Origin of the sequence: Pseudomonas oryziphila (assembly GCF_003940825.1) — a bacterium.
Taxonomy (GTDB): Bacteria; Pseudomonadota; Gammaproteobacteria; order Pseudomonadales; family Pseudomonadaceae; genus Aquipseudomonas; species Aquipseudomonas sichuanensis.
Window position 1 is genome coordinate 5,795,994 of sequence record NZ_CP034338.1, and the last position, 17,183, is coordinate 5,813,176.

The 17,183-nt window shown below is 64.7% G+C and carries 17 protein-coding genes; 7 read left to right on the top strand and 10 right to left on the bottom strand.

The features are described 5' to 3' along the window. Positions 1 to 10: 10 nt before the first annotated feature. Complete coding sequence (gene ilvA, locus EJA05_RS26915) at positions 11 to 1,525, bottom strand: threonine ammonia-lyase, biosynthetic (protein ID WP_125860966.1); 1,515 nt, start codon at positions 1,523 to 1,525, stop codon at positions 11 to 13. 135 nt (positions 1,526 to 1,660) lie between these two features. On the opposite strand from ilvA, the gene rpiA reads away from it, so the two are divergent. Next, positions 1,661 to 2,335, top strand: a complete 675-nt coding sequence (gene rpiA, locus EJA05_RS26920; protein ID WP_110992109.1) for a ribose-5-phosphate isomerase RpiA — start codon at positions 1,661 to 1,663, stop codon at positions 2,333 to 2,335. A 247-nt stretch (positions 2,336 to 2,582) separates the two neighbouring features. On the opposite strand, the gene EJA05_RS26925 is transcribed toward rpiA, so the two are convergent. From EJA05_RS26925 to EJA05_RS26940, 4 genes are all read right to left on the bottom strand, one after another. Continuing rightward, positions 2,583 to 3,488 (bottom strand): SdiA-regulated domain-containing protein, encoded by a 906-nt coding sequence (locus EJA05_RS26925; protein ID WP_125860968.1) that lies wholly within the window; start codon positions 3,486 to 3,488, stop codon positions 2,583 to 2,585. An 89-nt stretch (positions 3,489 to 3,577) separates the two neighbouring features. Beyond that, on the bottom strand, positions 3,578 to 4,504 hold the full coding sequence (locus EJA05_RS26930) for an SdiA-regulated domain-containing protein (RefSeq protein ID WP_407692086.1): 927 nt from the start codon (positions 4,502 to 4,504) through the stop codon (positions 3,578 to 3,580). A gap of 154 nt (positions 4,505 to 4,658) precedes the next feature. Next, positions 4,659 to 5,324, bottom strand: a complete 666-nt coding sequence (locus EJA05_RS26935) for a fumarylacetoacetate hydrolase family protein (protein ID WP_125860970.1) — start codon at positions 5,322 to 5,324, stop codon at positions 4,659 to 4,661. A 25-nt stretch (positions 5,325 to 5,349) separates the two neighbouring features. Continuing rightward, positions 5,350 to 6,747: an FAD-binding oxidoreductase gene (locus EJA05_RS26940; protein WP_125860972.1), complete on the bottom strand. Its 1,398-nt coding sequence runs from the start codon at positions 6,745 to 6,747 to the stop codon at positions 5,350 to 5,352. A gap of 170 nt (positions 6,748 to 6,917) precedes the next feature. Here EJA05_RS26940 and serA point away from each other — a divergent pair, with 170 nt between their 5' ends. After that, on the top strand, positions 6,918 to 8,147 hold the full coding sequence (gene serA, locus EJA05_RS26945; protein ID WP_110992105.1) for a phosphoglycerate dehydrogenase: 1,230 nt from the start codon (positions 6,918 to 6,920) through the stop codon (positions 8,145 to 8,147). Between the two features lie 170 nt (positions 8,148 to 8,317). Here serA and EJA05_RS26950 read toward each other — a convergent pair whose 3' ends face one another. Further along, complete coding sequence (locus EJA05_RS26950) at positions 8,318 to 8,794, bottom strand: DUF4399 domain-containing protein (protein ID WP_125860974.1); 477 nt, start codon at positions 8,792 to 8,794, stop codon at positions 8,318 to 8,320. Between the two features lie 226 nt (positions 8,795 to 9,020). Between EJA05_RS26950 and EJA05_RS26955 the strand changes: the two genes are divergently transcribed. After that, positions 9,021 to 9,491: a transporter substrate-binding domain-containing protein gene (locus tag EJA05_RS26955; RefSeq protein WP_125860976.1), complete on the top strand. Its 471-nt coding sequence runs from the start codon at positions 9,021 to 9,023 to the stop codon at positions 9,489 to 9,491. Between the two features lie 20 nt (positions 9,492 to 9,511). Here EJA05_RS26955 and EJA05_RS26960 read toward each other — a convergent pair whose 3' ends face one another. Then, positions 9,512 to 10,012: a DUF523 domain-containing protein gene (locus EJA05_RS26960; RefSeq protein WP_125860978.1), complete on the bottom strand. Its 501-nt coding sequence runs from the start codon at positions 10,010 to 10,012 to the stop codon at positions 9,512 to 9,514. After that, complete coding sequence (locus EJA05_RS26965; protein ID WP_125465974.1) at positions 9,999 to 10,622, bottom strand: 2OG-Fe(II) oxygenase; 624 nt, start codon at positions 10,620 to 10,622, stop codon at positions 9,999 to 10,001. Before EJA05_RS26965 ends, EJA05_RS26960 begins: the two co-directional genes overlap by 14 nt. Before the next feature lie 121 nt (positions 10,623 to 10,743). Here EJA05_RS26965 and EJA05_RS26970 point away from each other — a divergent pair, with 121 nt between their 5' ends. After that, complete coding sequence (locus tag EJA05_RS26970; RefSeq protein ID WP_110992100.1) at positions 10,744 to 11,496, top strand: DUF2059 domain-containing protein; 753 nt, start codon at positions 10,744 to 10,746, stop codon at positions 11,494 to 11,496. Here EJA05_RS26970 and EJA05_RS26975 read toward each other — a convergent pair whose 3' ends face one another. Continuing rightward, positions 11,497 to 12,423 carry a phospholipase BipL gene (locus tag EJA05_RS26975; protein WP_125860980.1) on the bottom strand — a complete coding sequence of 309 codons (927 nt, stop codon included), beginning with the start codon at positions 12,421 to 12,423 and terminating at the stop codon, positions 11,497 to 11,499. A 208-nt stretch (positions 12,424 to 12,631) separates the two neighbouring features. Here EJA05_RS26975 and EJA05_RS26980 point away from each other — a divergent pair, with 208 nt between their 5' ends. Next, positions 12,632 to 13,201, top strand: a complete 570-nt coding sequence (locus tag EJA05_RS26980; protein ID WP_125860982.1) for a DUF6436 domain-containing protein — start codon at positions 12,632 to 12,634, stop codon at positions 13,199 to 13,201. Here the strand turns inward: EJA05_RS26980 and EJA05_RS26985 are convergent. Further along, on the bottom strand, positions 13,180 to 13,746 hold the full coding sequence (locus EJA05_RS26985; protein WP_125465977.1) for a sugar O-acetyltransferase: 567 nt from the start codon (positions 13,744 to 13,746) through the stop codon (positions 13,180 to 13,182). The two genes, EJA05_RS26980 and EJA05_RS26985, sit on opposite strands and share 22 nt — an antisense overlap. A gap of 86 nt (positions 13,747 to 13,832) precedes the next feature. Here EJA05_RS26985 and EJA05_RS26990 point away from each other — a divergent pair, with 86 nt between their 5' ends. Further along, a complete protein-coding gene (locus EJA05_RS26990) occupies positions 13,833 to 16,199 on the top strand; it encodes a penicillin acylase family protein (RefSeq protein ID WP_125860984.1) in 2,367 nt (788 codons plus the stop codon). A gap of 131 nt (positions 16,200 to 16,330) precedes the next feature. Continuing rightward, positions 16,331 to 17,149 (top strand): alpha/beta fold hydrolase, encoded by an 819-nt coding sequence (locus tag EJA05_RS26995; protein ID WP_125860986.1) that lies wholly within the window; start codon positions 16,331 to 16,333, stop codon positions 17,147 to 17,149. The last annotated feature ends 34 nt before the right edge of the window (positions 17,150 to 17,183 follow it).

Sequence of the window (17,183 nt, forward strand, 5' to 3'; positions counted from 1 at the left end):
GCTTAGCCAGTTACCCCAAAAACAGCCGGTAAGCCGGGTTCTCGGTCTCGTCCCAATACGGGTAGCCAATTTTGGCCAGCGCCGCCGGCACCAGGTGACGCTCGTCTTCCGGCACCTGCAGCCCCGCCACCACGCGGCCATCGGCGGCGCCGTGGTTACGGTAGTGGAACATCGAGATGTTCCAGCGCCCGCCCAGTTTGTTGAGGAAGTTGAACAGTGCACCCGGCCGCTCGGGGAATTCGAAACGCAGCACGATCTCGTCGCGGGCCCCGGCCGAGTGGCCGCCGACCATGTGGCGGATATGCAGCTTGGCCAGTTCGTTGTCGGTCAGGTCGATGACCGGGAAGCCTTGCTCGGTCAACTGCTGCACCAGTGCCGCACGCGGGTCGGTGTCCGGATGGGTCTGCACGCCAACGAAGATGTGCGCCTCGTCCGAGGTGTGCTTGCGATAGTTGAACTCGGTGATCTGGCGCTTGCCGATGGCCTCGCAGAAGGCCTTGAAGCTGCCCGGGCGCTCGGGGATGGTCACGGCAATGATCGCCTCGCGTTTCTCGCCCAGCTCGGCGCGCTCGGCGACATGGCGCAGGCGGTCGAAATTGACGTTGGCGCCGGAGTCGATGGCCACCAGGGTCTGCCCGGTCACGCCCTTGAGTTCGACGTACTTCTTGATCCCGGCCACGCCCAGTGCGCCGGCAGGTTCGGTGATCGAGCGGGTATCGTCGTAGATATCCTTGATTGCCGCACAGATCTCATCGGTGCTGACAGTAATCACTTCATCCACATGATGGCGGCAGATGTCGAAGGTGTGCTGACCGATCTGCGCCACCGCCACGCCGTCGGCGAACAGCCCGACCTGCGGCAGCACCACGCGTTCGCCGGCAGCCATGGCGGCCTGCAGGCAGTTGGAATCGTCCGGCTCGACGCCGATCACCTTGATCTCCGGGCGCAGGTACTTCACGTAGGCGGCGATGCCGGCGATCAGGCCGCCGCCGCCGACCGGCACGAAAATCGCGTCAAGCTGGCCCGGGTGCTGGCGCAGGATCTCCATGGCCACCGTGCCTTGGCCGGCGATGGTGTGCGGGTCGTCATAGGGATGGATATAGACAAAGCCCTTCTCGTCGACCAGCTTCAGCGAATAGGCCAGCGCCTCGGGGAAGGAGTCGCCATGCAGCACCACTTTGCCGCCGCGCGAGCGCACTCCCTCGATCTTGATCTCCGGGGTGGTCTTGGGCATCACGATGGTGGCCTTGATGCCCAGCTCACGGGCGGCCAGGGCCACGCCCTGAGCGTGGTTGCCGGCCGATGCGGTGACCACGCCACGGGCCAGTTCCTCCGCACTCAATTGCGCCAGCTTGTTGTACGCCCCGCGGATCTTGAACGAGAACACCGGCTGCAGGTCCTCGCGCTTGAGCAGCACCGTGTTGCCCAGGCGCTTGCTCAGCTGGCCGGCGCTGTGCAGCGGGGTTTCGACGGCAACGTCGTAGACGCGCGAGGTGAGGATCTTCTTGACGTACTGTTCGAGCATCGGGAAAGCATCACTGGGCCGCGGGACAAGGCCTGGGAGTCTACCGCAGCGCTACGTCGGGCGACCACAGCAAAGCCGCGCGAGCCGTTATACTAGGCCCCTTTCGATTTCCGCCCAGCCCCTCCCGGAGCCCGCATGACCCAGGACCAACTCAAACAGGCCGTTGCCCAGGCCGCCGTCGACCTCATCCTGCCGAAACTGGATGAAAAGAGCGTCGTCGGTGTCGGCACCGGCTCTACCGCCAACTTCTTCATCGATGCCCTGGCCCAGCACAAGACCGCCTTCGACGGCGCCGTCGCCAGCTCCGAGGCCACCGCGCAGCGCCTGAAGGGCCATGGCATCCCGGTCTATGAGCTGAACAGCGTCAGCGAGCTGGAGTTCTATGTGGATGGCGCCGACGAAAGCGACGCCCACCTCAACCTGATCAAGGGCGGCGGCGCGGCCCTGACCCGCGAGAAGATCGTTGCGGCCGTGGCCAAGACTTTCATCTGCATCGCCGACGCCAGCAAGCTGGTACCGGTACTGGGCGCCTTCCCGCTGCCGGTCGAAGTCATCCCCATGGCCCGCAGCCATGTGGCGCGCCAGCTGGTCAAGCTGGGCGGCGACCCGGTGTACCGCGAGGGCGTACTGACCGACAACGGCAACGTCATCCTCGATGTGCACAACCTGCAGATCACCGACCCGGTGGCGCTGGAAAGCCAGATCAACGCCATTGTCGGCGTGGTCACCAACGGTCTGTTCGCGGCGCGCCCGGCGGATGTGCTGTTGCTGGGTACCGCCGAAGGCGTGAAAACCCTCAAGGCCGAGTAAACCTCGCGAGGGCGATGCCCTCGAATCGCTGGCAAGCCAGCTCCCACAGAGGCCGCTACGAACCCTGTGGGAGCCGGCTTGCCGGCGGGATGTGCCGTTGCTGGGTACCGCTGAAGGCATGAAGACCCTCAAGGCCGATTAAACCTCGCGAGGGCTATGCCCTCGAATCGCTGGCAAGCCAGCTCCCACAAAGGCCGCTACGAACCCTGTGGGAGCCGGCTTGCCGGCGATGAGGCCGTCAGGGCATTCAGTTGGCCGACTGCTTGAACACATAGAACAGGTTCGGCTCACTGACCAGGTAAAGGGTCCCGGCGTCATCCATGGCGATCCCCTCTGCCTGGGGCACGGTCTGCTGCAAGCCCTGGAAGCCTTTGCGCAATGACATCGTGCTCAGCGGCCTGCCCTTCACGTCCAGTTCCAGCACCAGCCGCGACTCGTCCGACAGCGCCAGCAGATGCCCACTGCGTTCGTCGTACTGCAGGCTCGACAGATCCCTCACGAACAACCGCCGGTCACGCTTGCGGTCCTGCACCACATGCACGGCGTAGGGTTTGTCGGGGTTGTCATGGGGAAAGCCATGCACCTCGTAGATCACCATCGGGTCCCGCTCCTTGGCCACGAACAGGCGCTTGCCTGCCGAGTCATAGGCCAGCCCCTCGAAGCCCTTGTTGCCATTGAGGCCGATACCCAGGCTGAGCTGCTCGGCGTCGTTGGCATCGAGGAACAGGGTGTCGTCATCCAGGCGCACACGGATCAAGCGCTGCTGGCGCTCATCGGTGATCACGTAGGTGCTGGGGCCCACATACTCCACCGCTTCGGGATCACCGAAGCCGGTCAGCGGAATTCGGCGCAGGATGCGCCCGTCCAGCGACAACTCGATCAGCTCGGACTTGGCATTGGTGACGGTGAACAGGCTCTTGCGGTCGGGATCGTAGGTCAGCGCCGAGATATCGTCGTCCAGCCCGGCGACAGGCTGGGCCTCGAGCACCACCTGGTAACGGTCCAGGCCCATGCTCTGTTGCGCGGGCTGCCACCAGGTCTTGAGGTTGAACCAGCCGCGCTCGAACAGGCGGAACTCGTGCCCTGCCGCGCCGGCGAAAAGCAGTAGAACAGAGGCGGTGACAGCACAAATCAGACGGCGGCTAGGGCGCATGGGGGCAAACTCGGCAAAATGAGCACGAATCTAACCACTACCAACTGAAGCAAAGCTTAATGCCTGCTCAGGGTTCCCCTGAGCGGGCTTCAGTGCTTCTTGAAGCGATAGAACAGGTTGGGCTCGCTGACAAAATACAGGTTGCCCTGCTCGTCCATGGCCACGCCCTCTGCCCGGGGGATGCGGTCCTTGAGGCCATTGAAACCGCCGAGCAGGGTCATGAAGCTGACCTGCTCACCCTTTTCGTCGAGTTCAAGCAGCATGTTGGAGTCCGCCGACAGCACCAGCAGGTGGCCGGTGCGCGGGTCGACACCCAGCGCCGAGAGGTTGCGCAGGTCGAGCTCGTCACTGGCCAGCGGCTGCTTGTCACCCTTCAGCGGGCTGCGCCCATCGGTGCTCCAGATGTACAGCTGCGGCGGCCGCTCTTCGCCAATCACCAGGCGCTGGCGCATCGGGTCCCAGACCACCGCTTCGAAGCCCTTGTTGCCTTTGCCTTCATCGCCCAGGTCGTAACTGTGAAAGTCGGCGCGGTTCAGCGACGTGGTGCTGGCGTCCACCTTGACCAGGGTCAGGTCATGGTTGCGCTCGTCGACGATGGCGATCTGGCCATCCTCCAGCACGGCTACGCCTTCCGGGTTCGACCAACCTACCAGCGGCATCTTGCGCAGCACATCGCCTTCAAGCGTCAACTCGACCAGGAAGGGGTGCTTGCCCATCACCGCGAACAGGGTGCGGGTGTGCGGGCTGTACGCCAGGTCAGAAGCCTCGTCCCGCTCCATGCCCGGTAGCGGTTTGGCGTCGATGTCCACCACATAGTCCGGCAGCCAGATGCTTTCCTGGCGTTCAGCCTGGGTCTCGAAGCGTTCCTTTATCCACAGCAACCCTCGGTCATCCCAGTGCATGGCCACGGCCAGGCCATAGCCGATCAGCGCCAGGGCAGCGAGCCAGGCCGGCCAACGCAGCAGCACGTGACGTTTACGGGTGGGCGGAACAGGAGCGGTGGACGGGATAGCCATTGGCGGGGTCCTGATGATGAGCCGTGATGTCTTCCTTAACGTCGGCAAATGAACATGAAACTGCGCATTATCCGGATCGTTTGTGAAAAAAACGACAAATGCCATCAGGTGATGGCCACACGACGGCAGCAGGGCTGCCGTCGCGCCTACGCAGTCAGAGCACGCGGCCTTCGAACCGGCTGACACCCGGAAGTTCCAGGACCAGCTCGTCACCGACATTGAACGGCCCCACGCCCGCCGGGGTGCCGGTGAGAATCACGTCGCCCGCCTGCAGCGAGAAGTTCGCCGCCATGTGCTGGATCATCGGCACGATCGGGTTGAGCATCATCGCGCTGTTGCCGTCCTGGCGCACTTCGCCATTGATGGTCAGGCGGATACCGATGTCGGTGAGGTCCTCGAAGGTACCGGCCGAAACGAACGGCGGCAGTACGCAAGCGCCGTCGAAACTCTTGCACAGCTCCCACGGCAGGCCCTTTTCCTTCAACTTGGCCTGCAGGTCGCGCAGGGTCAGGTCCAGCGCCGGGGCGAAGCCGGAGATGGCGTCGAGCACTTCCTCTTCGGTTGGGTGGGGCGACAGCGACTTGCCCAGCAACACGGCGATTTCCGCCTCGTAGTGCACCGAACCGCGCTCGGTCGGGATCTTGAAACCGCCCTCGAGGGGCACCACGCAACTGCCCGGCTTGATGAACAGCAGCGGCTCGCTGGGGATTGGGTTGTCCAGTTCCTTGGCATGTTCGGCGTAGTTGCGGCCGATGCACACCACCTTGCCCAGCGGGAAGTGGATGCGCGTGCCGTCTACGTACTGGTGCTGGTAACTCATGGCCGACTCCTGTGAACACTGCTTTTTATTCGGGAGCGAAGATCTTACCCGGATTCATGATGCCGTTCGGGTCGAACACCGCCTTGATCGCCTTCATGCAGGCAATTTCATCCGGCGAGCGGCTGTAGCCCAGGTAATCACGCTTGGTCATGCCCACGCCGTGCTCGGCGGAGATCGAGCCGTGGTAGCGCTGGACGATCTCGAACACCCACTTGTTGACCTTGGCGCACGAGGCGAAGAAGTCGTCCTTGCTCATGTGCTCGGGCTTGAGGATGTTCAGGTGCAGGTTGCCGTCGCCGATATGGCCGTACCAGACCACTTCGTAATCCGGGTAGTGCTCGGCGACGATGGCATCGATATCGCGCAGGAACGCCGGCACCTTCGACACGGTGACCGAGATGTCGTTCTTGTACGGGGTCCAGTGGGAGATGGTCTCGGACAGGTATTCGCGCAGCTTCCACAGGTTCTTCAGCTGCGTCTCGCTCTGGCTCATCACCCCGTCCAGTACCCAGCCCTGCTCGACGCAGTGCTCGAAGGTGGCGAGCGCTTCGTTGGCCACCTGCTCGGTGCTGGCTTCGAACTCCAGCAAGGCATAGAACGGGCAGTCCGTCGCGAAGGGCGCGGGCACATCGCCACGGCCCATGATCTTGGCCAGGCCTTTATCGGAGAAAAACTCGAACGCGGTGAGGTCCAGCTTGCCCTGGAAGGCGTGCAGCACCGGCATGATCGCGTCGAAATCCGGCGTGCCCAGCACCATCGCCGTGAGGTTGCGCGGCGCGCGGTCCAGGCGCATGGTTGCCTCGACCACAAAGCCCAGCGTGCCTTCGGCGCCGATGAACAGCTGGCGCAGGTCGTAGCCGGTGGCGTTCTTGATCAGGTCTTTATTGAGCTCGAGCAGTTCGCCCTTGCCGGTGACCACCTTCAGCCCGGCGACCCAGTTGCGGGTCATGCCGTAGCGAATGACCTTGATGCCGCCGGCATTGGTGCCGATATTGCCGCCGATCTGGCTGGAGCCGCTGGAGGCGAAGTCCACCGGGTAGTACAGGCCCTGGTCCTCGGCGAACTGCTGCAACTGGCGGGTAATCACGCCTGGCTGGCAGACCACGGTGCGGTCGAACTCATTGAAGGCGAGGATCTGGTTCATGTTGTCGAAGGCCACCACCACTTCGCCGTTGGCAGCGACCGCGGCACCCGACAGGCCAGTGCGCCCGCCTGACGGCACCAGGGCGACCTTGTGCCGGTTGGCCCAGGCGACGATGGCCTGCACTTGCTCGGTAGTCTTGGGGAAAACGATGGCGCTCGGCGCGGGCGGGTAATGCTTGGTCCAGTCCTTGCCATAGGCGTCGAGCGAGGCCGGGTCGGTAAGCACCTTGCCTGGGTCGACCAGGGTCATCAGCTCTTCAATCAATGCAGGCTGGGTCATCGCTGGAACCCTCGACTTATTCATAGTCACCCTGAGTACTCTTCACCTGTCGGGATAAGCTCAGATTGAGTCGCGTATGCTAGCATAGCCCTCCCGCTGTTCGTGCTAAGGCCGACGCCGCGCCGCTTCACCCCCCTCGCCATTTTTCTCCGGGATACAGGTTTACGCAGATGAGCAAGACTTCTCTCGACAAGAGCAAGATCAGGTTCCTTCTTCTTGAAGGCGTCCACCAGAATGCGGTGGATACCCTCAAGGCTGCCGGGTACAGCAACATCGAATACCTCACCGGCTCGCTGCCGGACGCAGAACTGAAGGAAAAGATCGCCGATGCCCACTTCATCGGCATCCGCTCGCGCACCCAACTGACCGAAGAGGTCTTTGACTGCGCGAAGAAACTGGTCGCGGTCGGCTGTTTCTGCATCGGCACCAACCAGGTCGACCTGGGCGCAGCCCGCGAGCGCGGCATCGCGGTGTTCAACGCACCCTACTCCAACACCCGTTCGGTCGCCGAACTGGTGCTGGCCGAAGCCATCCTGCTGCTGCGCGGCATCCCTGAGAAGAACGCTTCCTGCCACCGTGGCGGCTGGATCAAGAGCGCGGCCAACTCCTTCGAGATCCGTGGCAAGAAGCTGGGCATCGTCGGCTACGGCTCGATCGGCACCCAGCTGTCGGTACTGGCCGAGAGCCTGGGCATGCAGGTCTACTTCTACGACCCGCTGACCAAGCTACCGCTGGGCAACGCCACCCAGATCACCAGCCTGAACGAACTGCTGGGCCTGGCCGACATCGTCTCGCTGCACGTTCCCGAGCTGCCATCCACCCAGTGGATGATCGGCGAGAAGGAAATCCGCGCGATGAAGAAGGGTTCGATCCTGATCAACGCCGCCCGTGGCACCGTGGTCGAGCTGGATCACCTGGCCGCCGCGATCAAGGACAAGCACTTGATCGGCGCCGCCATCGACGTGTTCCCGGTCGAGCCGCGCTCCAACGATGAAGAGTTCGAAAGCCCGCTGCGTGGCCTGGACAACGTGATCCTGACCCCGCACATCGGTGGTTCCACCGCCGAAGCCCAGGCCAACATCGGCCTGGAAGTGGCCGAGAAGCTGGTCAAGTACAGCGACAACGGTACTTCCGTGTCGTCGGTCAACTTCCCTGAAGTGGCCCTGCCGGCGCACCCAGGCAAGCACCGCCTGCTGCACATCCACGAGAACATCCCGGGCGTGCTCAGCGAAATCAACAAAGTGTTTGCCGAAAACGGTATCAACATCTCCGGTCAGTTCCTGCAGACCGACGAGAAAGTCGGTTACGTGGTTATCGACGTCGACGCCGAGTACTCGGACCTGGCCCAGGAAAAACTGCAGCACGTCAAAGGCACTATCCGCTCGCGCGTACTGTTCTAAGTTTGCTGGCTGCATGAAAAAGGGAGGCCCTGGTGGCCTCCCTTTTTTATTGGCGATTTGAACTCGATCCTGTGGGAGCGGCTTCAGCCGCGAAACCGGCAACGCGATTGATGGCACCCGCTTTGCGGGTGATCGCGGCTAAAGCCGCTCCTACAGGCCCGACGCCGGCCTTACTTGACGTTGACGGTAATCTTCTGCGACTCGACGCTCGGCTTGAACGGCACGTGGTACTTGTCGCCCAGCACCAGTTGCAGGGTGTGCTTGCCCGGAGTAAGGGTAATGGTCGCCTCGGTCTGCGCCTTGCCGAAGTGCAGCACCTGCGGGCCGGCCGGCAACGGAGCATTGTTCTCGGGCATCAGGCTGGTAGGCAGCGGCATGTCGGCCACCGGCGCCTTGTCGACATCCACCAGCAGGTGGTGATGGCCGCTGTGCGCGGTCTGGTCACCGGCAGGCTTGAGGGCAATACCCTCGATGCCGAATTTGACGGTGAAGGTCTTGTCGACCGTGGCGCCGTCGGCGGGGGAAACGATGAAGACCTTGGCGCCTTCCGGTGGCTGCTCACTCTTCAGTGCATCCGCGGCACTGGCGAGTACCGACGCCCCCATCAACAGCCCGGCAACGGCAGCACGCGAAAATAGGCTTTTCATTCACATCTCCTTTCATTCACTTCAATTGACCGCTATCACTAAAACGAAGCAAAGCGGTAATTCACCATAGTTCATCTGCGCCGGCGAAGGTTCAGAAAAACGCTACAGAAATAGTTGCAGTGGCGTTAAACATTACCCAGGTCCTGGGGTCATAGGCTGCGTTCGACCGGGCGAGGAACAAGCTGCGGCGAATGACATTCACCTGCCATACAAATAAGGGGCTTTCATGCGTTTGACCATTGGCGTACTGCTGGCAGTACTGTTCTGCCCACTGGCCCAGGCCGAACTGATCGACGAAATCAACGACCGCGGCGAACTGCGCATTGCCGTGCTGAGCGACACACCGCCCTATGTGCTTAAAGAAGACCAGCACCTGACCGGCTTCGAAATCGAACTGGGCCAGGCCCTGGCCAGAGAGCTGGATGTGCGCGCCGAGTTCGTGGAAGCCACGCCTGAAGATGTCTTGCCAGGTGTCGTCAGCGGCAAGTACGACATTGCCTTCAACAAGCCTCAGCCTGAACTGGACCCTGAACTGGTAACCAGCCAGCCTTTCAGTACCCCGCACCTGGTGATCCCCTTCCAGAAAGGCAACCCGGCCTTCGAAAGCGCCGTGAACAATGCCCTGAAGCGGATCGAGAGCGATGGCCGGCTGGCAGCGCTTGAACAGAAATGGCTGCAGAGCCAAGCGCAGAAGTGAGCCCCCGCTGACGCTGGCGCCTACAACAGGCTTGCCAGCGCCCGTTCGGCCTCGGCCAGCTCCAGCTCGCTGAACACCTGCACCCCATCACGGCGCAACAACGCCGTGGTGACGCCCTCGCCCGCTACTTTCACCCCGGTGAAAGTGCCGTCGTAGGTCTGCCGGTTGCCGCACGACGGGCTGCCGGACTTGAGCACCGCCACCCGGATGCCATGCCGGCGAACCAGCTCCAGCGCCCGCTGCGCCCCGGCCATGAAAGCCGCGCTGACATCCTCGCCGCTGGCCGTGCGCACCTGGGCCTGCCCGTCCAGCACCTGGCCACCCTGCCCGCCCGGGATCTCCGCCGCAGGGCGGGGTGTCGGCAGGCCGCCGGCCACTTCCGGGCACAGCGGCACTACCCGGCCTTCGGCCTGCCAGCACTGCAACATGTCAGGGTGGCCACTGGCACGCCCGTCGTAGCGCACCGGCTGGCCCAGCAGGCAGGCGCTGACCAGGACTTTCGGCAACTCAGAACGGGTCATTGCCACGGCGGCGGAACCAGCCCGTCAGCGACAGGCGCTCGCGCCCGGCCGGGAGGACTTCATGGGGAATGGCGCCAGAAAGGAACACCACCAGGCTGCCAGCGATCGGCTGCACGTCATGCTCGACATCGCCGTCGAGGAACATGCGCAGCTGCCCGCCATCGTCCGGCTGCCAGCCTTCATTGAGATAGAACACGGCAGAAACGGTACGCCGGTCGTCGTCGCGGAAGCGATCCAGATGGCGGCGGTAGAAGGCCCCCGGTGGGTACAGGGCAAAATGGCATTCGAAATCCTCGAGCCCGAGGAACAACCCCTGGTTGATGGCCTGGCGCAGGCTGTCCATGGCCCCCAGGTAATGGTCGCAGGCCTCGGATTCACCAGGGTCGATCCACTGGATCTGGTCGCCACGGATCGCCTCGCGCACTTCCTGCGCGGCGCCGCGCCCCACCCCGGCAGGGTTGAGTTCGCCTTCGGCATAACGGCGCCGGCACTCGAGCGCGAGCTCACGCGACAGCCCGTCGGGTAGAAAGAGGGTTTGCTGCGACCAGCCACGGGTGGCCAGGTCGTCGACGATTGCCGACAGCATCGGATGTTCGCAAGGATTGTGCATGGCGCATCATAGCCATTCAGCCTGCCCGCGCACAGCGCCACTTGGTCAGGAAGCGCCCCTGGCGACTCGACAAAGCCCCGCCATGCCAAGGACAATGGCGGCCTGACGACAGGAGTCCTGAATGCGCCGTCTGTTTTCCCTGCTTCTGCTGATGATCTGCACCATGCCTGTCTGGGCAGACAACCTCGATCAGCTGTACAAGGCCGCCGGCTGGCCCGACCAGCGCGCCCATTTCAACGATGCCGTGAGCGCCGCCCAACAGCGCTACCGCAACAGCTTGCCGCCTGCGGTTTACCAGGCGTTGGTCAACAACAGCAACCAGCGTTTCCAGGCCCAGGCCATGGACCGCCGCGCCCAGGCGCAGTTGCGCAGCACCCTCAAGAACCCGGCACCGGCCCTGGCCTTCTTCCAGTCGCCGCTGGGGCGCAAGGTGGTGGCCGCCGAGCTGCTGGCCACGCGCAAGGACCAGTTGGCCAAGAACGCCAAGGGCCTGCCGAAGATCCAGGCCAGCGACAATCGCCAGCTGATCATCGGCCACCTGGCGCAGGCGCTGCCCGCGCGCGAGGCCGGCGCGGAAGTCAGCCTGGCCATCGCCGGGGTGGCCGCCGACAGCCTCAGCTCGATGATCCCCGGCCTGTTCGGTGGCGGTCAGACCCAGAGCCTGCTCGACGGCCAACGCCAGCGCCTGATGAACCAGGTCGGCGAAGACCTCGACAACACCCTGCTGTATGTCTATCGCGACCTGTCGGACGCCGAGCTGGAACAGTTCTCCACCTTCGCCGAGTCACCGGACGGCCAGGCCTACTACAAAGCAGCGGTAAGCGCGGTGCGCGCCGCCCTCGCCGTGGGCCAGAACGCCAACGACCTGAACTGATCAGCCCAGGCGCTGGCCAATGAAGTCGAAATAGCGCTGACGGATGCCCGGCAGCTCGTTGGCCAGGTGGTGCCGGGCCTCGGGCAGCATCAGGATCTGCGGCTCGGCGAACTTGGCCTTGAGCACCTTGAGGTTGTACGGCCAATCCACCGTGGCATCCGCCTCCCCCTGCACGATCAATGGCCGCCGCGCGCTCTGCGGCGCGGCCTCGATGCGTCTTACCCATTTCATCAATGCCCCGACCCAGGCGGTCGGCAGACGCCGTGGCTGTAGCGGGTCGGCCTCCAGGAACGGCAGGAACGCCGGGTCGTTGGTGTTCTCGCTGAAGCGCCGCTCGATGCCGTTGACGAAGTGGCGCAGCACCCGGTAGCTCAGCTTCGACCAGCCCCAGGCGCGCGGGCGCACCAGTGGTGCCAGCAAGATCACCTCACCATCGGCCGGGCTCTGCCCGGCGCAATGCAACAGGTGATCGACCACGATCGCACCGCCCGTGCTTTGCCCGCACAGGTGCCAGGGGTGCGGCAGCTCGAGCTGGCGCGCCTGCTCGAACAGCGCGTCGAGGGCCTGCTGGTAGAGGGCGAAGTCATCAATGCTGGCCCGCTCGCCGCTGGACAGCCCATGCCCTGGCAGGTCACAGCTGATCACCACATAGCCCTGCGCCAATGCCCACGCGATGACATGCCGGTACAGGCCCATGTGGTCGTAGTAGCCGTGCAGCAGGAACAGCGTCGCCACCGGCTGCGCGGGCATCCAGACCTGGCCGACCAGCTCGAACCCCGCCGTGCAAAAGCCGCCAAGCCAACTCGGCACCCCCAGGTCCAGGCCGTAAAAGCGCTGGTAATCGCGGGCTTGAGCGGACAGCGGTTGACGTTCGGCAAGCGGCGCCAGGCTGGCGCGCAACAGGTCGGGCTGGAAAGCGGCAGGCATCGGTACATCCACAACGAGGCGAGTATTGATCTGGGATATTCAGGTCTGCTTGATGTCATGGCAAGCTGCAACACCATTCAACGGGCGGCATGCCTCCCTTGTGGGAGCGGGTTTACCCGCGAATGCACTGGTGCTGCCACTGCCGCATTCGCGGGTAAACCCGCTCCCACAGGCGGCATGCGTTGCTCATAAGCGCTGCAGACAGCCCATGCCCATCCCAAATTCCAAGTCATTGCTCGGCGCCCTCGCCGCCCTGCTCTGCGCCGCCGCCCTGTGGTGGGCCTACGACAGCTTCCAGGCCCGTTACCTGCGCCCCTTCGACAACCAGGCCACACTGTTCGACGGCAGCCAGCTGCGCCTGCCGCCCGAACTGGCCGGCCCCGGCCCGATCCGCGTGGTGCACTTCTGGGACCCGGCCTGCCCGTGCAACGTCGGTAACCAGCAGCACCTGGGCGAACTGGTCGAGCACTTCGTCCCGCAGGGGGTCAGCTTCCACGTGCTGCAACGGCCCGGCAGCCACGGCCAGCTACCCGCCAACCTCGCTGCGCTCAAACCCCTGGCCGGGCTGCCCGGCAGCGAACAACTGCCGGCCACCCCCGCCGTGGCGATCTGGGACCGCAACGGCGACCTGGCCTACTTCGGCCCCTACAGCGAAGGCGCGGTGTGCAATTCGAGCAACAGCTTCATCGAGCCGATCCTCAAGGCCCTGAATGAAGGGCGCCGGGTGCAGGCCAGCAATACCCTGGCCGTGGGCTGCTACTGCCCCTGGGCCGGCTGACGCACCCGCGCCGGGTTACCCACCACCACCGCCCCCGCCGGTACATCGCGGGTGACCACGCTGCCGGCGCCGACCACGGCGTTATCGCCAATGGTCACCCCCGGCAGGATGATCGCCCCGCCGCCGATCCATACATTGTCGCCAATGGTCACCGGCCGCCCGCTTTCCAGGCCGCTGCGGCGCAGATCAGGGTCGAGCGGGTGATCGGCGGTGTAGATCTGCACCGCCGGGCCGATCTGGCAGTCGGCGCCGATGCGCACCGGCAGCACGTCGAGGATCACGCAGTTGAAGTTCATGAAGGTATTGGCGCCAACACTGAGGTTGTAGCCGTAGTCGCAGTAGAACGGCGGGCGGATCACCACACCGTCGCCGACGTTGCCGAAGTGCTCGACCAGCAACCCGTGGCGGGCCTCGTTGAGCAGCTCGACGCTGGCGTTGTAGCGGTGCATCCAGTGCTTGTTGGCGATCTGCTCGGCCTGAAGTTCCGGGCAGCCAGCGTGGTAGAGCTGGCCTTGCAGCATTTTCTGTTTTTCGCTGAGGGACATGGAAACTCCTTGTTGGGGCTATGCTCAGTGCGCGAATCCGCCGATGATCGGACCACATTTTTCGCTCGAGTGCACAAGGAGTCTCGATGAAGCGCAGCCTGACCCTGCTGGCCGTGGTGATTGCCGTGGCCGCTGCCGGCGCCGGTTACTGGTATGTGCAGGGCAAGCAGCCCCAGCGCGATGGCGAACTGGCCCTCGCCGGGCTGCAAGCGCCGGTCACCGCCCGCTATGACGCGCGCGGCGTGCCGCACCTGCAGGCGCAGAACGAACAGGACCTGTACCGCGCCCTGGGTTACGTGCACGCCCAGGACCGCCTGTTCCAGATGGAGATCATGCGCCGCCTGGCCCGTGGCGAGCTGGCCGAGGTGCTGGGCGACAAGTTGCTGCCCACCGACACCCTGTTCCGCAGCCTGCGCATCCGCGAGCAGGCCGCGCTGATGGTGCAGCGCCAGGACCGCCAGGCCCCGGCCTGGATAGCCTTGCAGGCCTACCTCGATGGCGTGAACCAGTGGCAGGCCAGCCATCCCAAGCCAATGGAGTTCGACCTGCTCGGCATCACCCCGCGCCCATTTACCGCCGAGGACACCCTGAGCATCGCCGGCTACCTGGCCTACAGCTTCGCTGCAGCCTTTCGCACCGAGCCCGCGCTCACCTACATCCGCGACCAGCTCGGCGCCGATTACCTGAAGATCTTCGACCTCGACTGGCAGCCCGAGGGTGCCATCGCCACGCCGCTGGCGGCCGCCGACTGGCGCAGCCTGGAGCAGCTGGCACGGCTCAGCCACGAGGCCCTGGGTGATGCCGGCATCCCCCAGTTCGAGGGCAGCAATGCCTGGGCCGTGGCAGGCAGCCGCACCCGCAGCGGCCGCCCGTTGCTGGCGGGCGACCCGCACATCAGCTTCGCGGTGCCGGCGGTGTGGTACGAGGCCGAGCTGTCGGCGCCGGGCTTCAACCTGTACGGCTACTTCCAGGCGCTCAACCCGTTCGCCCTGCTTGGCCACAGCCGCGACTTCGGCTGGAGCCTGACCATGTTCCAGAACGACGACGTCGACCTGATCGCCGAAAAGACCAACCCGGCCAACCCCGAGCAGGTGATGGTCGATGGCCGCTGGCAGCCCCTGGAAAAAACCGAGCAGCAGATCGCCGTCAAAGGCGAGCAGCCGGTGCCCCTCACCCTGCGCCGCTCACCCCACGGCCCGATCGTCAACACGGTGCTGGGCAACAGCGCCGGCGCCGCGCCCATCGCCATGTGGTGGGCGTTCCTGGAAACCGACAACCCGATCCTTGAAGGCTTCTACCAGATCAACCGCGCCGACACCCTGGGCAAGATGCGCGAAGCGGCAGCCAAGGTGCAGGCGCCAGGGCTGAACCTGGTCTGGGCCAACGCCCGTGGCGATATCGGCTGGTGGGCGGCGGCGCGCCTGCCGATCCGCCCGGACGGGGTGAACCCGGCGTTCATCCTCGACGGCAGCAGCGGCCAGGCCGACAAGCCCGGCTTCTACCCATTCAGCGTCAACCCGCAGCAGGAGAACCCGGCCAGCGGCTACATCGTCTCGGCCAACTACCAGCCACCGGCGGTGGTGCCGGTGCCCGGCTACTACAACCTGGCCGACCGCGGCCGCCAGCTGGACCGCCACCTGAACAACCCGGACATCAAGTGGGACACCCAGAACAGCCAGGCCCTGCAGCTGGACACCAGCAGCGACTACGGCCCACGCACCCTGGCGCCGCTGCTGGGCACCTTGCGCAGCGTGGCCCAAGGCGACGAAGAGAAAGAGCTGGTGGAGCAGCTGGCCGCCTGGCGCGGCGACTACCCACTGGACTCCACCAGCGCCACGCTGTTCAACCAGTTCCTCTACGAACTGGCTTTCGCCGCGCTGCATGACGAGCTGGGCGATACCTGGTTCCCGATCCTGATCAGCACCCGTGCCATCGACGCGGCCCTGCCGCGGCTGGCCGCCGACCCAGCCTCACCCTGGTGGAACCTGCGCGGCGGCAATGAACACACCGACCGCCGCGCCATCGTGCGACTGGCCTGGCAGCGCAGCCTCAAGCACCTGGACGAGACCTTCGGCAAGGACCCGGCCAACTGGCAATGGGGCAAGGCCCACACCCTCACTCACAACCACCCGCTGGGGGTGAAAAAGCCGCTGAACCTGTTGTTCAACGTTGGCCCCTTCGCCGCCCCGGGCACCCACGAGGTGCCGAACAACCTTTCGGCGAAGATCGGCCCGGCGCCCTGGCCGGTCACCTATGGCCCCTCCACCCGGCGGGTGATCGACTTCGCCGACGCCGGCGCGGCCTTGACCATCAACCCGGTCGGGCAAAGCGGCGTGCCGTTCGACAAGCACTATGGCGACCAGGCAGAGGATTACATCGAGGGGCGCTACCACAAGGCGCGCATGGGGGTGATCCCGGCGCAGAGCACGTTGCGGTTGGTGCCTGGCAATTAACACCTAGGTCGGGCCGCTTTGCGCCCCATCGCTGGCAAGCCAGCTCCCACAGGTGTGCATGTCCCCTGTGGGAGCTGGCTTGCCAGCGATGGGCTGCTCAGCAGCCCCAATAGCAACCCATGAGATAACCCATGCAAAAACACTTCATCGAAATCGACGGCGCGCGCATGAGCTACGTCGACCAGGGCCAGGGCTTTCCCGTCCTGCTCGGCCATAGCTACCTGTGGTCGGCCGCCATGTGGCAACCGCAGATCGACGCGCTGTCGAAGCACTTCCGGGTCATCGTGCCCGAGCTGTGGGGCCACGGCGATTCCGCCGCGCCACCGGCCACCACCACCGACATGAGCGCCTTGAGCCGCCAGCATCTGGCCCTGCTCGATGCGCTGGATATCGCCAAGTGCCACCTGGTCGGCCTGTCGGTCGGCGGCATGTGGGGCGCGCAGTTGGCCATCGAACACCCGGAACGGGTCGATCGCCTGGTGCTGCTGGATACCTACCTGGGGGCGGAGCCAGAGGCCACCCGGCTGAAGTACTTCGGTTTGCTGGATGCCGCCAGCGCCGCCGGCACCTTCGTCGACCCGTTGCTGGATATCGTGGTGCCGATCTTCTTCCATGCCGGCGGGGAAACCGTGCCTGAGGTGCGCGAGCAGTTCCGCGCGGGGTTGAAGGCAAGCAGCGCCCAGACCATCCGCGAAAGCCTGGACCCGATGGGGCGGGTGATCTTCGGGCGGCCGGATCTGCTGGCGCGCCTCGGCGAGCTACCTGCGGATCGGACCATGGTGATCTGTGGTGACCAGGACATTCCCAGGCCGCCGGCGGAGTCGAACGAGATGGCGCGGTTGATTGGCTGCCTGGCGGCGCAGATTCCGTTTGCCGGGCATATCTCCAACCTGGAGAACCCAGGTGTGGTGAATGATTTCCTGCTGAACTGGTTGCCGCGCAATAGCTGATATCGCTGGGGCTGCTGCGCAGCCCTTTCGCCGG

Coding starts and splice junctions, on each gene's coding strand:
- EJA05_RS26940 (WP_125860972.1), bottom strand. CDS start 6,747: ATGACCCAGCCTGCATTGATTGAAGAGCTGATGACCCTGGTCGACCCA.
- EJA05_RS26960 (WP_125860978.1), bottom strand. CDS start 10,012: ATGACCCGTTCTGAGTTGCCGAAAGTCCTGGTCAGCGCCTGCCTGCTG.
- rpiA (WP_110992109.1), top strand. CDS start 1,661: ATGACCCAGGACCAACTCAAACAGGCCGTTGCCCAGGCCGCCGTCGAC.
- EJA05_RS26975 (WP_125860980.1), bottom strand. CDS start 12,423: ATGCCTGCCGCTTTCCAGCCCGACCTGTTGCGCGCCAGCCTGGCGCCG.
- EJA05_RS26965 (WP_125465974.1), bottom strand. CDS start 10,622: ATGCACAATCCTTGCGAACATCCGATGCTGTCGGCAATCGTCGACGAC.
- EJA05_RS26980 (WP_125860982.1), top strand. CDS start 12,632: ATGCCCATCCCAAATTCCAAGTCATTGCTCGGCGCCCTCGCCGCCCTG.
- EJA05_RS26995 (WP_125860986.1), top strand. CDS start 16,331: ATGCAAAAACACTTCATCGAAATCGACGGCGCGCGCATGAGCTACGTC.
- EJA05_RS26985 (WP_125465977.1), bottom strand. CDS start 13,746: ATGTCCCTCAGCGAAAAACAGAAAATGCTGCAAGGCCAGCTCTACCAC.
- ilvA (WP_125860966.1), bottom strand. CDS start 1,525: ATGCTCGAACAGTACGTCAAGAAGATCCTCACCTCGCGCGTCTACGAC.
- EJA05_RS26955 (WP_125860976.1), top strand. CDS start 9,021: ATGCGTTTGACCATTGGCGTACTGCTGGCAGTACTGTTCTGCCCACTG.
- EJA05_RS26970 (WP_110992100.1), top strand. CDS start 10,744: ATGCGCCGTCTGTTTTCCCTGCTTCTGCTGATGATCTGCACCATGCCT.
- EJA05_RS26950 (WP_125860974.1), bottom strand. CDS start 8,794: ATGAAAAGCCTATTTTCGCGTGCTGCCGTTGCCGGGCTGTTGATGGGG.
- EJA05_RS26925 (WP_125860968.1), bottom strand. CDS start 3,488: ATGCGCCCTAGCCGCCGTCTGATTTGTGCTGTCACCGCCTCTGTTCTA.
- EJA05_RS26930 (WP_407692086.1), bottom strand. CDS start 4,504: ATGGCTATCCCGTCCACCGCTCCTGTTCCGCCCACCCGTAAACGTCAC.
- EJA05_RS26935 (WP_125860970.1), bottom strand. CDS start 5,324: ATGAGTTACCAGCACCAGTACGTAGACGGCACGCGCATCCACTTCCCG.
- EJA05_RS26990 (WP_125860984.1), top strand. CDS start 13,833: ATGAAGCGCAGCCTGACCCTGCTGGCCGTGGTGATTGCCGTGGCCGCT.
- serA (WP_110992105.1), top strand. CDS start 6,918: ATGAGCAAGACTTCTCTCGACAAGAGCAAGATCAGGTTCCTTCTTCTT.